The sequence below is a fragment of the Proteiniborus sp. MB09-C3 genome (genome assembly GCF_030263895.1).
Taxonomy (GTDB): domain Bacteria; phylum Bacillota; class Clostridia; order Tissierellales; family Proteiniboraceae; genus Proteiniborus.
The window spans coordinates 2,594,527-2,609,985 of sequence record NZ_CP127161.1 but is presented as its reverse complement, the minus strand read 5'-3'; the positions used below and the strand labels follow the sequence as shown (position 1 = coordinate 2,609,985).

Here is a 15,459-nt window from a genome sequence, read left to right as displayed (position 1 = left end):
TTCCTTTGAGAAAAAATAAAACAAAAGGATTTACTTTAATAGAAGTGATTTTTTCTATAGTATTGCTGGGTATTATCAGTGTATTTATAATACCAATGTCTATTTATTCAGTAAAGTATGCAAAGTGGAATAATATAAGACTTAATGCTTTAAATTTAGCATACACACAAGTAGAATGGCTAAAAACATTGGACTATGACGACTTAGGTTTAGATATTTCTGGATATTCGCCAAGGGGAATTGTCAAAGATGATTATTATATGAATGATAATGATTCTGTAACAATAAAGGGAGTTAAATATCACGTAACTACAGGAGTATATTGGGAAGGCTCTGAGTCAAGCACAGGTGAACCAGTACCTCAGGCTACAAAAAAGGTTGATGTTGTTGTAGAAGCAAAGGATGTTTTTACTGGGGAAATTAAGGAGTATTCTGTACTGGGTACATTAATATCTAGAGAAGGTGAAAGGATACCAACTCTCCCAGGTCAGGTAAAAGTATCTGCAACTTTAAGAGGGGCTAATGAAGGAGTTAAAAATGTTATGATTGGCTTAGGACAGTCAACTTTATATTCAACCTTTGCTAATACAGATGGAGGCGGTATAGCTTTAATAGGAAATCTAATGAATGGAGCGTATAAAGTACAACCTATTAAATGGAGCTATTTTGAAATAATGGTTATGCCAAATGGGGTTAATGCTGCAAGCTCTGATTGGAAATTAGATAAAGAAGTGATTGTTCCAAAATGGGATAAAAATAATAAGCCTAAATATCCAGAAATAAACTTTTATATTGACCTTCCAGGATATATTGCATTACCTGTAGATAATAAGTATCCCAAAGCTGCAAAGGTAGAAATTAAGCCTACTGGTGAATCATACATTCCATCAGAGGGAGAAAGTGAAGAACATATGCTGCTGGAAGTTAGTATTGAAGAACTGATTAGCATAAAATTTTGGAGGCTATGGAATTACGAATATACAATAGAAAACGGAGAAGATAGATATTTTTTTACCAGGAGTGAAACAGGTTATTTATGGGATGGCAAATTTGACATAGACGATCTCAATAAAGCAACAACTGAAAAATTGGATATAGTATTTGCTTTAGATGAAAATAGCGTGTACAAAAAAACAAACAATAAATTGACAGAAATTATTATTAATTTCACATCTCAGGTTAATAATATAGAGCTTATGGAGTTTACATTAAATGATGAGTTAATTGATAAAAGCTATTATACGATTACACAAATTATATCTGGAAAAAATAATGCATTTAAAATTACACTTGATGGTAGTAAGAATTTTACCGAAGATATTATAAATTTTGAAATCATCAATCCAGACTGTTTGATCAATAGCTATGGAATGAGATTATCAAAGGATTTAAACAAATGTACCTTAACCCCAAATAATTAGGAGCTTGATTTATATGCTTATTAGAACAAATCCTATAAGAAATCAAAAAGGAATAACATTAATTGAACTATTAATAGTTGTACCACTTGTAGCTATTATTATAATGATTTCATATAATCTATTCTTTTTGTCTACAAAAAGCTTTAACTATGTTAAAGATACTTTTAACTCCAGTGAGGATATAAGAGTATTTATAAATAATATACAGAAGGAAGCAAGTCAAGCTAAAAAAGCTGTTGAAGATAATACTGTACTTTTTAAGCCAGCTAATTCCAATAATAATGTTCTGTACATATATACTGATATAGACAATGATGATATTCCAGAGCTAGTAAGATATAGACTTGAAGGAAATGAAATGAAAAGAGATATAAAAAAAGCTGCTAATAGTAAATATCCATTTAAATTTACCAACCCATTTACTAGTGAGAAGGTAGTGTTATCAAATATTACAAATGATGGCATATTTGGTGAGATATCATATATTAATACTTCACAGCAGAGCTTTGGAGATAGGGATAATAGAAGAAAGGTAAAGGTGAACATAGAAATATATACTGGCAAAAATAGTACACCGATTATTATAGACATGTATTTAGTAACCAAAAGCAGGACTGAATTTGAGTAAATGGAGGGATAAGATGAAAATTCTTAAGAATAATCGAGGTCTTACTATACCATTAGTTTTAGTCGTACTATCTATCGTGACTATATTTGGATTTGTAACCCTATCAATAACATCAAACCAAGCTAAATTTAATATTATAGATAATTCATCTAAAAAAGCTCTTGAATATGCTGAAGCTGGTTACAATCAATATCTTTGGTATTTAAATGATGAGTTGAACTTCTATAGCACTGCTGCTCATGAAGATTTGATGAATAAACCAATAGAATTTGAAGAGGGCTATTATGTGTTAGACGTCACTAAACCCAGTGATGCTGATAGATTTGTTACTATAAAATCTACAGGCTGGACGAAAGAAAATCCCACTATAAAAAGAACTATACTAGCTAAAATTAGAAAAAAACAGTTTGTACATCATGTTTATGTTAGTGATGATGATGGGCCCAATATATGGTGGACTACTGGAGATGAGAGTCATGGTCCTTTGCATACTAATAAAGATATTAGAATACAAAATAGACCTATTTTTTATGATACAGTAAGCTATGTCAATAAACTAGAAAGAGGCACTGGATATAATCCAGATTTTAAAGTACAGGATCCATCTCAACCTATGCAAACTAAGAAGCTAGAGTTTCCAGCTTCAAATAAAAATCTGAAGGATTGGGCAGAAAAAGATGACATGGTGTTTTATGGACGGACCTGCATTTTTCTTGACGGAGATACAGTAAAGATTAGAAACCAAAATTCAGATGAAATAATAACAAGGAGCATATCAAAAGATATACAAAACTTAGTCATCTATGTAGATAAGGTTCCTGATAATGATAAAAGTGTCAAAGGGGGAACGGGTAAATTTGGCATTAGGTCAGGCAATGTATTTGTTTCGGGAAACCTTAAAGGGAAATTAACAATTGGAGCAGAAGATTCGATCTATATTACTTATTCAGATCCAACTAACTGGTACGATTATGATACTAGTGATATGTACAACAAAAATAATAAGCCAAATCAACCGCCAACTTCATTTTCATGGGGAGGTAAAAACAATAGAACCTATCCTGAAATTGGAGGAGTTGAGTACAGTAATACATGGTTTAGTGGAAACAAAAATGGTACAGGTACAGCAATGTCTTCCTATGACAGTGAGAAAAAAATATATACTAGATATTCATTTGATAAAAATGACAGTAAAAAACCTGGTAAGGATATGCTAGGTTTAATTGCGAACAATGAGATTCTAATATTACACTATGGTTGGCCTAAAAAGGCATATGATTCAGATGGTAAAGATGATATCTGGGATTTTGAATGGGAGTGGAGGAATTGGGGATGGTGGTTAAGCCCAGATTATAAATGGGGAAAAGTAAGCAAAACCTATGACATGGCACCTCACGACGTAACTATAAATGCAGCCCTATTCTCAGTCAATGAGGGGTTCGGATATGAAGAGCATGGTAAAGGTCCTAGGAAAGGAGATATTATACTTTGGGGAAATATCACACAAAAAGAAAGAAAAGCTGTAGGAACTATTGGCAGCACTGGATATAACAAAAAATATGCCCATGATCCTCGTATGTTCTACGACTATCCGCCACATATATTAGAGCCCATTAATGTAGGCTGGGAGATACACGAATGGAAGGAAATAAATGAATAGCTGAAGGAGGAACTACATTGAAATTAACATTATTCAACAAGAACATAATATACATAGATATAGGATCCTACGAAATAAAAATAATAGAAGCCAAAAAGAACAGCAATAATATACAAGTCAATAAAGCTTTTTCAATACTAACTCCTGAAGGCTGTTATGAAGATGGTCGTATAAAAAATGAAAAGGTCTTAATGGAAGTTATAAGAGATGAGATTAAAAAAAATAAAGTTTCATCAAAGATTGCTTATTTGACAATCAAGAGTACAGCCATTATTACAAGAGATATCCCATTTCCTTTAGTTGAACCAAAAGAAATAAATAGTATGCTTAAGTTTCAGCTTTCGGAGTATTTGCCTATGGATATTAGCAGATATGTGATTCAGCATAAAATAATAGGTAAAGTTTTTGATGGGGAAAAAGAAAGACTTAATGTGCTAATAGTGGCTGTTCCTAAGGATATTGTAGAAAAACATTATTTTCTGTTGTCAGAGCTTAATTTAAAGCCTGAAATATTGGATTACCAATCTAATTCTATTAGCAAGCTTATTTGGTTTATTGATTCCATTAACAATGATCTGTTCATTTCAGATAAAACTATAGCTGCTATAGACCTAGGTTACAGTAGCACAAATATATCTATAATCAAAAATGGAAAGCTACAGACAAGTAGAGCAATTGAAATAGGTGGAGAAGACTTAGATGACAATATATTAAGTTTATTTGAATATGATAAGAAAGAGCTATTAGAAAAGAAATCTAATATTCATGATGTAAGTATAATTAGTGACAGCTATTCAGACTATAATCGACTTGTTAATGTAACTAAAAATACTATTGAAAGCATAATTGATAAGCTTGAAAGCATAATTAAGTACTATATTAGCAAGGAAATTGGAAATGAAATCAATATGATTCTATTATATGGAGGTCTATCTCAAATAAAAGGAGTGGACATGCTCTTTTCTAATTACTTTAATATTGATGCTGTGATTCTCAATGATTTAGACAAAGTAAATATTCAAGCTAATCCAAATAAATATCTAAACTGTATAAGTGCTGTATTAAGAGATGAAGAGGTGCAATAACTTGAGTGATTTAAACTTTTTTGAATCTTATAACAAGAAGAAAGATAAAAATTTAAACAAAGATTTCATACTATATGGGTTAGCTGCACTTGTTGTATTGGGCATGATTGTTTATGCTTTTTTAAATTTTATTAAAATAAATAGACTTACTGATGAAACTGCCTTATTAAAACAGCAATTGGAAATTAAAAAGTCTAATAGCAAAATAAATGAGATTTTAGAAAAGGAAAAAGAGATTGTGGAGTTTAGAGAGAAATTTAACCAGCTAAAGCAATTAGATGATTTTATTAATTATCAAGACATAATAAATGAAAATTTATTGGATGCCATAACTGTTAGAATACCAGAAGCTGTTTTTTTGAACTCTATGATTTTTAATACTAATCTAATATCCATAGAAGGGACAGCAAAAGACAAAGAATCTATTTCTGACTTTGAACATAAATTAGGTGAAATAGATCATTTTGATGAGATTTTTATACCAGCCATTTCCTTTGAAAATGATTATTATACTTTTACTATTAACATAAAGCCTAAGGAGGTGGAGGAAGTTGGAAGCCAAGATAGCAACTAAAAACTTAATGAAAAAGAAGATCAATTTAAGCAAAAAAGAAAGAAGTCTACTAATCCTTTTGTTAATTGTCATTTTGTTTTGGTTGTTTTATAAACTTGCTTTTACAAAACAAGCTATACGGATAGCTGAGCTTAAGCAAGAAAAGAATAGCTATAATGAAGAATTGCTTAAAATAGATACAATACTTTCTAGAGATAAAGCTATAGCTGATGAGTGGGCAAAACTGGATAATGATATTAGAGGTGTTCAGAGTAAATATTTTTCTACAATAGATCAGCCTGAAATAATGCATATGTTAAATGATATAGTTGATAATAACAACTTAAAGGTTCCAGGTATGTATTTTAATGGACCAGATTATGCTATGCTAGGCAGTATAGAGACTAAGTATCTTGGTATATCTATACCCTTTGAAGGGGACTACGATGAGCTTGGAACTTTTTTCTCCCTTTTGAGGTCTTCTCCGAAAAGATTTTTAGTCAATCAATTAGCTATTTCCAAAGGTAACGAAGGTAAATTAAATGGACAAATTAGTTTGAATACCTATAGCTATGATGAAATTATAGATAGCGAATCAGGTTCAACTTACAATGCAGGAGTTCAAAAGGTAATTAAGGAGGATCCTTTTAAGCCCTATGAAGGTTATGTAATAGAATCAGAAGAAGATATTTATGATGATGGAGAAACAGGCATAATAGAAGAAAGCGAAAAAAGGACTATACTAGAAGATTTTGAGGATGACAATATATATTTTATGTCAACCAGTTCTGATGTTACTGGTAAGGTTTATAGGTTTAACAGTTCAAAGCATGGTAAATACAGCTTGCGTACTGAATACTTCATCTCAACAGTAGACAAGGAAGAAAGAGCTTATGTGGTTCTTGATGACAAAGATATATATTTAAAATATCCCCCATCCTCCATAGGCGTTTGGGCTCATTCATATGGATATTCACCAGTGATTTTAGGATTTAGATTTCAAGATCAAGAGGGCAATAAAATTGATTTGGAGATTGCAAGGGGCATAAACTGGATGGGATGGGAGTTTGTAGAGACAATGCCGCCTCAGGATATAAATCTGTATCCATTAAAGCTTGATAGAGTTTACCTAGAGTTGGGAGCTAATAGAGATGATTATGGAGTAATCCTTTTTGACAATATAGAAACAGAATATCCTCTTATGGACAATGAAGAAGAGAAGCAAGATAAGGCTTATTCATTTTATTTAGTCCAATATGGAGACACATTAGAATCAATAAGCGAAAAAATATACGGAACAAAATCAAAATATAAAGAGATAATGAATCAAAATGGATTAAGCCAAAATACTGTTCTTGAAGCAGGTCAAATACTAGTTGTACCAAAATAAGGCAATGAAAGGAGAAGAGTATGAATAAAGTTTTAAAGCAATTAGGTGTGTTAGCAGTTATTTTTATTATGATGGTTTCTCTTTTCCCTGTGACTTCATTTTCAGCAGCCTCTGATGAAGGATATGATGATGGATATTCTGAAGGCTGGTTAGAGGGTATAGAAGAGGCGGAGTATGATATGGCTAAGGGGAATAGCAAAAATTATTCTAATGCTATGCCTAGCAATGATGAAATAATTAAAACATATAAATTAAATATAGAAAGTACTAGGTACAAAAATGCTTTTTTAGATGGCTTTAAAGATGGCTTTAAAAATGGATACAATAGAATTTATAGTAGTCCAGATGATGATAAAAATAAAGATAAAAATAAAGAAATGAGTCATGCTGAAGATCTTGGATTTGTCATGGGAGAGGCTTTTGGATATAGAGATTACTATGATGAGAAATCAAATAGATGGAGTAGGGCTGTGCCTTCAAGTTCTGATATAATAGAGATTTTTGATTTGAAAAAAGAAACGAATGCTTATAGAACTGATTTTTTAAATGCTTTTAAAGCTAAGTTTCAGGAGGGCTATGAAGAAGGATATAGAAAGGCGAAATTTGAACCCTTTGAAGATTCTTTTGAACAAGGGAAAGATGATGGAGAATATTTTGGTGGATTACTAGGAGATATGTATGGGAAAAAAGACTATTATCTCAGTAATCCTAATAATTGGAAGAGGAATCTACCTTCTAGGGCTAAGATAATCAGTAGCTTTTACTTAGATAAAGACTCAAATGAATATGAAGATGCCTTTATAGAATCTTTTATTTATTCCTTTGAAGAAAAATACAATGATTCTTATAGAAATGCAAATGCAAATATTAATAAGATTACTTATGAAAGTGGATACGAACAGGGCAAAGCAATAGGACTTGAAAGAGGAGAAGGCTTTGCTAACATGGATATTATGCTTGGACAATCTAATAATATATTGAGACATATATCTAGTGAATATGAAGTTGTAAATGGATTTAAATTATATTTAGAAAGTGACAAGTATACAGAAGGCTTTATTAGCGGCTATAATGAAGGCCTCAATGAAGGATATGTTAAATCATTTCAGGATCTTAATTATAGTAACTCTTCTACTAAATTTGAAACTCAGAATATTCCCATAAGTGGAGGAGAAATAGCTACTAAAGATAAAAGAATTTCTATTAAAATAAACAGAGGAACGTATTATAATGATGTTGCGGTGTCTATAAATGGTCTCCCAGAGTTATACAACAGATATTTGCCATCAAAAGATAAATTTATTAAGGCTTCAGAAGTATATTCTATAGAAGTTGCCAATCCATCCTATCAGTTTGACAATAAAAAATTTATCGAACTAAGCTTTGAATACTATGGATCACAAAACGGAGGTATATATAAATATATTAATAATACTTGGGTTTACTTACCTAGTAAAATAACAGAGAATAGAATAACTACTTATATTAAACCTTATTCATTAAATACTGCTAATGGAATTTATGCAGTCTTTTTAGATGAAGATTTTAAAAATATAAAAGATATAAGAGGGCATTGGGCAAAAGATGAGATTATTACTTTCGCAAGGAGAGAGATAGCAGGTTTGTTTGGCGACAATACATATAGGCCAGACTCTCCTATTACTAGAGGTCAGTTATTAAGGCTTTTAAGCAAGATGTATGAATGGAACTTGAATGGACTTGATGAAAATATTAAAGAGCTTGAAAAGCTAAATGATTATCAGAATTTAGGGGATTACAAATTACTTATCGCTTATGGTATAAAGCATAGCTATATGGGACTGTATCCAGACAATACCTTTAAAGTAAATAATCATGTTACATATAACCAAATTAACTATATAATAAGAAAGGTTATAGGAGACAATAGCTTTAATTGGATTAACATAGCTAGTAGTATGATGCGGGACAAGGATGTAAGAAGCAAAAGCTATAGCTCTATGGATAACACCATAACCAGGGCAGAAGCAATTTACATGCTTTATTTATTAAATGAACAGAAATATTGAGTCAAATAAGGGTGGCATATCTTTCTACTAGATATGCCAATTTTTATTATATTTTTACAAAAATATATATTTATCCTAGAATTTATAAGAAAATGAAGGAATTTTGTAAAAAATGATGAATATATTCTAAGGTAATATGAAAAAAATGTATTGGATAATGATTTTTAAATTCAAATGATGTTTTGGAGTAAATCTATGCTTAAGAGATTAAAAAATTCTTCTGGTCTTTCATTTATAGAATTATTGTTCACTATAGCAATATTAGGTATTGTTATGATTTCTATTTCATCTTTATTAATAAACACCAGTAAAATAAATAGGGAATCTGAGCTTTTATATCAGGCTACATTGTTAGGACAAAGTTACATGGAAGATATAAAATCCTCTGATTCTGTCAATGCTGGACAAACTATTGAAAGCTATGAAGATACCAAAGTAATAGTTGATATAGTAAAAATTGATAAATACAAGTACGGTTTTTATAAAATTACTATTAAAGTCTTTAAAGATGAAGAGCTTCTTGAAAGTCTAGAGGGATATAAGATAGCTACACAGTAGGTGAGTGCTATTGTGAAGAAACTGAAATATGATTGTGAAGGCTCTGTATTGATCATCCTATTACTTACTATATCAGTAGTAGTTTTGATAGGGGCTGTAGCTCTGTCTTTTGCTGTTAAAAATTATAAGATTAAAAAGATAAATAGTTCGGTTAAGCAGACCCTTTATCTAGCTGAAGCAGGTATAGAAGAGGCATATGTTATAACTAATGAATTTATAGAAGAGGCTATTACATATGCCATATCAAAGGCAGAAGAATTTGAAGAAATTGAGACTAAAGTAAATGTTAATTCAGAAAGCATGCAATATAGCATAAACAATGAAATAACAACAGAGAAGTATAATATCGTTTTTAACAGAGCCTTTAAGAGCTTTATAAAGGGTACTTGTAATGACATTAGCCCAAATGACAGCCTTATTGCAGTACTGAAGAAAAACAATGCCTATGTAACATACAATAACGGCTATCCTAAAATTGATCCTAAATTAACTGAGCTTACAGACCACTTCATAATAGAAATAAAGTCAACCTATATGAATGGAAGTATAAAAAAAGAAATTAAGCTTATATGCAAAATAATTATCCCTGAATATGATGATTGCATTTTAAGTGATGACTTGAAGCTTGAAGACATAATCAAAGTTTTAGAGTGGAAGATGGAAAGGTAGAGAAGTGTCATGAATATCATCTTTAAGAGATATAGTGAAGGATTCACCTTAATAGAATTAATAATATCCTTAGCCTTAACAGGAATTATTGTCTCTATAATTTTATCGATATTGATTTCAAATATTACTATGTTTCATAATAATGATAGAGATATAGAGATTCAGCAACAGGGTCAATTTATTATAGGTTTTTTAGAGGATAAAATAATTGAATCTAGTGGTATAACCTATCTTCAAGATAGTAGTGGCGATACTAAGCATGAAACAAAGGATAAGGTAGCTTTAAATAAGATAGTCTTCAGGAATGTACCAGAAGCAATAGAAGAAGGATATATTTTTCAACTGAGTAAGGATTTAAAATATAATTATTATAATCTGAAATATGGAATAGGATTATCTGGTACTCCAACAGTAGAGGTGGGAAATTATATAGAAAAAATAGAGGTTGGGCCTATTCCTTTAGATAGTATTTACACAGAAGCTAAGGGAGTAGCCTTGGAAATACATTTTAATTTTAATGGAAAGAGAAAGGCTTTTAAAACTAAGTTCTTTTTTAGAAATTACCACAGGAGGTAAGAATGAAAAGGAAAAATTATAGTGGTGGAATGACTTTAATAGAATTGCTATTAGTTATTTCAATTTTAGCCCTTTCTTTGTCTATAGTTATTCCCAAAATTGAAAAACGAGATTATCATTTAATGACTAGTAGTAGAATGCTAAGAGATGATATAAGGAATATAAGATATATGAAAATGGCTGAAGGTAAAAATCTTAAAATTTCCTTAGAAAGCAATCAGTATAAAGTGATTGAAAATTTGAAAGTAATAAAAAGAGTACAACTTGAAAAAGACTTTAAGATTACATACACAGAGACATTTAGAGGTGGGGATATTTCCTTTAGCTACAATGGAGCACCTACATATGGTGGAGGAACCATAACTATATTTGACAATAAAAAAAATAAATATTGTGAGATTACAATAGTACCAGCAACAGGAAGAATATTATTAAAAGATGAGATTTATAAAGGATATAGTGGAGATAAGTAGAATTATACAAATAATACATTTTATGAGGGGGAAGTATATTGGAATTACATAATTATATGGAAGATGTGGTCTATAGAACTATTGAAAAAATATTGGAGAAGGATAATAATACATGTAAGTGTATGAAATGTAAATTGGATATTGCTGCATTAGCGTTAAATAATTTGCCGCCTCAATACACTGTGACTGAAAAAGGAATATTATTCACAAAGGTTAAAGAAATGGAAAAACAATACGAAGTTGATGTTATTAGGGAAATAATAAAAGCAATAGCAGTAGTATCTAGCAAGCCTCATCATGAGTCAATATAAGTAAATTAACCTGTTGTGCTAGTAAAACTTACTAATAAAAAAACTCTAGCAATTATGTTAACCTATCATTGATAACCACAACGAAATCATGATAGGAGGATAACATATGCCAGAGCTCTATAAATATTCTATCAAAGAAATAGAAAATTTAAAGGACTTTTTCTTGGTAACTTATGTAGTCATTGATGACCTATACCAAGAAATTACTCCAGAATATATTAAATCACGTAAAAATGCCAATTATTTAATTTTATCTGATAGTGAAGTTATCACTATTAGTATTGTAGGTGAACTGCTATCTATAGATTCTGAGAAAGCTTGGTTTAACTTTTGTAAAAAAAATTTAGTTGATTTATTCCCTAGATTTTGTGATAGAACTAGATTTAACAGAACACGTAGAAATCTACATTCTATCATAGATGAAATTAGAAAAAAGCTTTCTTCTAAACTTGGTTATACAAGCGACCCTCATAGAATTATTGATAGCATACCTATACCCGTTTGTAAATTTGGGAGAGCTGTATTTCATAAAACTTTCAAGGGTATAGCCACTTATGGTAAATGTCCATCTAAAAAAGAAACCTATTTTGGTTTTAAAGCTCATATGCTTTCCACTTTAGATGGATATATCACAGACTTTGTTTTAACTGATGCTAGTAAAGATGATCGTAGTGCTGTTTGGGACTTAGTTTCCTCCTATAATTCCTTAACCATTATAGGAGATAAAGGTTATATAGGAGAAAAACTGGCTTTGGAACTAAAGAACGAAAAAGAAATAGACTTAATTTCTATGAAAAGAAATAAGAGTAAATCTCAATTTCCAAAGTCTTTTAGACAGTTAATTTTTAAAGCTAGAAGAAGAATAGAAACCTCATTCTCTCAATTAACTGAACAGCTTAATCTAAATAAAGTTAAAGCTAAGTCTCTATGGGGCTTAATAACAAGGCTAAGAACTAAGATTTTAGGTCACAATATATGTTACTTTATTAATAAATGTCTGAATAAGAATATTAATCTAGCTAACATAAAAGAATTGATATTTGGATAAATAATCCATAGATGTATTAGTTCTTATTTCCTAAAATCAGTCTAACTTTATCCATTACCATATTTTTCTTATTAGGCATTAAATTTATATAGCACAACAAGTTAAATTATTAAAATACTGTATATAAAAAATTGATTTTTCTATTCAAAAATAGAGAATTATGTTATTATAATATAGAAAATAGTTCTCTTAAAAAAGTACATAAAATTAATAATAAAGTCTATACTAAACTGTTATAAGAAATAGCTTCTAGTTAATAATAAATATTAGATGCTGTTTATACGTTTTTAGGACTTAATGTACAACTATTATAAACATGAACTAGGAGGTTAAAACATGATTTCAGCAAATGACTTTAAAAAAGGTGTTACTTTTGAAATGGATGGAGATATTTATCAGGTAGTTGATTTTCAACACGTTAAGCCTGGAAAAGGTGCAGCTTTTGTTAGAACAAAAATCAAAAATATTATAACTGGAGGACAAAAAGAAACGACTTTTAATCCATCAGATAAATTCCCAAAGGCTCATATTGAGACTAAGGAAATGCAATATCTATATAATGATGGTGAGTTGTATTATTTTATGGATACTGAAACCTTTGAACAGGTGCCTTTTAATTATGACCAAGTTGAAAGTGCAATAAAGTATATTAAAGAAAATGATACAACATTAGTAAGATTTTATAAAGGAAACGCTTTTGATGTTCAGGCACCTAACTTTGTTGAGTTATTAGTTACACATACTGAGCCAGGTGTAAAGGGAGACACTGCTACAGGAGCTACAAAGCCTGCAACAGTAGAAACTGGTGCAACAGTTTTAGTACCATTATTTATTAATATTGGAGATAAAATTAAAATTGACACAAGAACAGATGAGTATTTATCAAGAGTTTAGGTAACAATATGGGATAAGTAAAATTGTGAGAGGGAGGGTTTGTTATGGATTACTTATATGAGAGAGTTGCGTATTTAAGAGGTTTGGCTGAGGGATTAGAGATTGAAGAAAAGAGTAAAGAGGGTAAGCTTTTAGGGCACATTATTGATGCATTAGAAGACTTTGCTGATGCAATTTCTGACTTAAATGAAGAGCAAGAAGAGTTAAATGAATATGTTGATTTTATCGATGAGGATTTAGCCGATGTAGAAGAAGAAGTTTTTGGAGAGTTCGACGATGAATTCGATGACGAATATGACGACGAATTTGATGATGAGGATGATATTGACTACGTGGAAGTTGAATGTCCTTACTGCAAAGAAATTGTATACTTAGATTCAGAATTAGTATCGGATGATGGGAAAATAGAATGTCCAAATTGTCAGAGATTAATATCTTGTGAATGTGGTTCTGGATGTGATTGCGAATAGCATACTTTAAAAAACCTAGTGTAATTTACACTAGGTTTTTTTTATTTGTTTAGCATATTATTAAAAGCTAATCATAATTATATATAAAAGGAGGGACAGGTTGTAGCTATGGAAGCAAATAATAATTTCATCAAATCAATGGAACTTAATAAGGTCAATGCCTATTATGAAGTATTAGACTTTTTAGACCCAGAGTTGGTAGCTGTTTTATCTAAGTTACCTAAAAACATTATTGAAAAAATAGAAGAAATACGACTTCGTAATGGAAAGCCTCTTATGATAAGCCTTGGAAGCAAGGACTATTTTGTTTCAAAAAATGGTTCATTGGTACTTGAGCCTAATGGCTGTACGAATATTACCCATAAGCATATAGCAAAGACATTTCAGCTTATTAGCAATTATTCAATATATTCCATTGAGGAAGAATTAAAAAATGGTTTTGTTACAGTGAGAGGAGGACATAGAGTTGGTGTTACTGGAAAGGCAGTTTATGGAACGAATGGTTTAGAGACAATAAGGGATATTTCTTCATTAAATTTAAGAATTGCAAAAGAAATAATAGGTGTTTCAAATAAAATCATGAGCTATATTATCAAGAAACCAAATACCATTTACAATACTCTATTAGTGTCGCCTCCTCAATGCGGAAAAACTACTTTGCTAAGGGATATCATAAGAAATATTAGCGATGGAATAGCTGCAATCAACTTTTATGGCATGAAGGTAGGAGTAGTAGATGAAAGATCAGAACTAGGAGGAAGCTATAGAGGTTGTCCGCAAAACAATGTAGGAATTAGAACGGATATTATCGACAGTTGTAGAAAGCATGAAGGAATAATGCTTCTTCTAAGATCCATGTCACCTAGTGTAATTGCTACAGATGAAATAGGCGATGAAAAAGATATTAAGGCTATACACGAGGCCATTAAAGCAGGAGTAAAAATAATTTCAACTGTACATGGTGATGGGATTAATGATATTTTAAGTAAACCAAGGTTTAGAGAAGTTATATCAGAAAAAGTATTTGAAAGGATAATCTTAATTGACAATGCAAATGGAGTAGGAACTATACAAGACATAGTAGATGGGGCTAGCTTCAAATCAGTAATGAGGTAATACATGAAAAGGGGAAATAATATGTTTTTAATTAAGACAGCTGCATGCTTAGTAATAATTTTATCATCTTCAATACTGGGTTTTTCTTACAGTAGGCTTTATGGTGAGAGATTGAATAATCTTATTAATTTTCAGTACTGTATTCAAATTCTCGAGACAGAGATTATTTATGCTGCAAATCCTTTACCTGATGCATTAAGAGAAGTTTACAATAAAGGAAATAAAAAAGTCTCATATATATTTAATGAAATAAGAAAATATTTACTTATTAACAAAGATTCAAATGTATATGATGGATTTTTACATGTAGCTTCTGAATTAAAGGAGAGTCTTTGCTTTAAAGAACAGGATATAGAAATAATATTGTCATTTGGACGTAGCTTAGGAATATCAAACAGAACAGATCAGGAGAAGCATTTTAAGGTAATTCTAGTACAACTTAAAGGTCAACAAAGAGAAGCTGAAGAGGAAAAGATAAAAAACGGCAAGATGTATAAAAGCTTAGGTGTCTTAATAGGGTTTGGTATAGTGCTAGCTCTATATTAGAAAGGAGATATTT

General features: G+C 30.6%; 17 protein-coding genes. All 17 read left to right on the top strand.

The window, feature by feature from the left end; all coding sequences use genetic code 11:
• Positions 1 to 5 precede the first annotated feature (5 nt).
• The 17 genes from QO263_RS12750 to spoIIIAB all read left to right on the top strand — a co-directional run bounded on the left by QO263_RS12750 (position 6) and on the right by spoIIIAB (position 15,446).
• Positions 6 to 1,421 carry a type IV pilus modification PilV family protein gene (locus QO263_RS12750; RefSeq protein WP_285622112.1) on the top strand — a complete coding sequence of 472 codons (1,416 nt, stop codon included), beginning with the start codon at positions 6 to 8 and terminating at the stop codon, positions 1,419 to 1,421.
• 13 nt (positions 1,422 to 1,434) lie between these two features.
• A complete protein-coding gene (locus QO263_RS12745) occupies positions 1,435 to 2,049 on the top strand; it encodes a PilW family protein (RefSeq protein ID WP_285622109.1) in 615 nt (204 codons plus the stop codon).
• 13 nt (positions 2,050 to 2,062) lie between these two features.
• Positions 2,063 to 3,709, top strand: a complete 1,647-nt coding sequence (locus QO263_RS12740; RefSeq protein WP_285622106.1) for a hypothetical protein — start codon at positions 2,063 to 2,065, stop codon at positions 3,707 to 3,709.
• A 17-nt stretch (positions 3,710 to 3,726) separates the two neighbouring features.
• Positions 3,727 to 4,794, top strand: coding sequence for a type IV pilus assembly protein PilM (gene pilM / locus QO263_RS12735; protein ID WP_285622104.1), 1,068 nt, complete (start codon positions 3,727 to 3,729; stop codon positions 4,792 to 4,794).
• Between the two features lies 1 nt (position 4,795).
• Positions 4,796 to 5,368, top strand: a complete 573-nt coding sequence (locus QO263_RS12730) for a PilN domain-containing protein (RefSeq protein ID WP_285622102.1) — start codon at positions 4,796 to 4,798, stop codon at positions 5,366 to 5,368.
• Entirely contained in the window at positions 5,346 to 6,737 is a 1,392-nt protein-coding gene (locus tag QO263_RS12725) for a LysM peptidoglycan-binding domain-containing protein (protein WP_285622098.1), read from the top strand. Before QO263_RS12730 ends, QO263_RS12725 begins: the two co-directional genes overlap by 23 nt.
• A 20-nt stretch (positions 6,738 to 6,757) precedes the next feature.
• Entirely contained in the window at positions 6,758 to 8,785 is a 2,028-nt protein-coding gene (locus tag QO263_RS12720; protein ID WP_285622096.1) for an S-layer homology domain-containing protein, read from the top strand.
• A 195-nt stretch (positions 8,786 to 8,980) separates the two neighbouring features.
• Positions 8,981 to 9,343, top strand: a complete 363-nt coding sequence (locus QO263_RS12715) for a type IV pilus modification PilV family protein (RefSeq protein WP_285622090.1) — start codon at positions 8,981 to 8,983, stop codon at positions 9,341 to 9,343.
• Between the two features lie 12 nt (positions 9,344 to 9,355).
• Positions 9,356 to 10,012 (top strand): hypothetical protein, encoded by a 657-nt coding sequence (locus tag QO263_RS12710; protein ID WP_285622088.1) that lies wholly within the window; start codon positions 9,356 to 9,358, stop codon positions 10,010 to 10,012.
• Between the two features lie 9 nt (positions 10,013 to 10,021).
• Positions 10,022 to 10,588 carry a prepilin-type N-terminal cleavage/methylation domain-containing protein gene (locus QO263_RS12705; protein ID WP_285622087.1) on the top strand — a complete coding sequence of 189 codons (567 nt, stop codon included), beginning with the start codon at positions 10,022 to 10,024 and terminating at the stop codon, positions 10,586 to 10,588.
• 2 nt (positions 10,589 to 10,590) lie between these two features.
• Positions 10,591 to 11,061, top strand: coding sequence for a pilus assembly FimT family protein (locus QO263_RS12700; RefSeq protein WP_285622084.1), 471 nt, complete (start codon positions 10,591 to 10,593; stop codon positions 11,059 to 11,061).
• A gap of 38 nt (positions 11,062 to 11,099) precedes the next feature.
• A complete protein-coding gene (locus QO263_RS12695) occupies positions 11,100 to 11,372 on the top strand; it encodes a late competence development ComFB family protein (protein WP_352168769.1) in 273 nt (90 codons plus the stop codon).
• A 106-nt stretch (positions 11,373 to 11,478) separates the two neighbouring features.
• Positions 11,479 to 12,420 (top strand): IS982 family transposase, encoded by a 942-nt coding sequence (locus tag QO263_RS12690; RefSeq protein WP_285622080.1) that lies wholly within the window; start codon positions 11,479 to 11,481, stop codon positions 12,418 to 12,420.
• Positions 12,421 to 12,756: 336 nt separating this feature from the next.
• Entirely contained in the window at positions 12,757 to 13,314 is a 558-nt protein-coding gene (gene efp / locus QO263_RS12685) for an elongation factor P (RefSeq protein ID WP_285622077.1), read from the top strand.
• Positions 13,315 to 13,358: 44 nt separating this feature from the next.
• Positions 13,359 to 13,784 carry a CD1247 N-terminal domain-containing protein gene (locus tag QO263_RS12680; protein WP_285622074.1) on the top strand — a complete coding sequence of 142 codons (426 nt, stop codon included), beginning with the start codon at positions 13,359 to 13,361 and terminating at the stop codon, positions 13,782 to 13,784.
• Between the two features lie 108 nt (positions 13,785 to 13,892).
• Positions 13,893 to 14,900, top strand: a complete 1,008-nt coding sequence (gene spoIIIAA / locus QO263_RS12675) for a stage III sporulation protein AA (RefSeq protein ID WP_285622071.1) — start codon at positions 13,893 to 13,895, stop codon at positions 14,898 to 14,900.
• Positions 14,901 to 14,921: 21 nt separating this feature from the next.
• Positions 14,922 to 15,446 (top strand): stage III sporulation protein SpoIIIAB, encoded by a 525-nt coding sequence (gene spoIIIAB, locus QO263_RS12670; RefSeq protein WP_285622069.1) that lies wholly within the window; start codon positions 14,922 to 14,924, stop codon positions 15,444 to 15,446.
• The last annotated feature ends 13 nt before the right edge of the window (positions 15,447 to 15,459 follow it).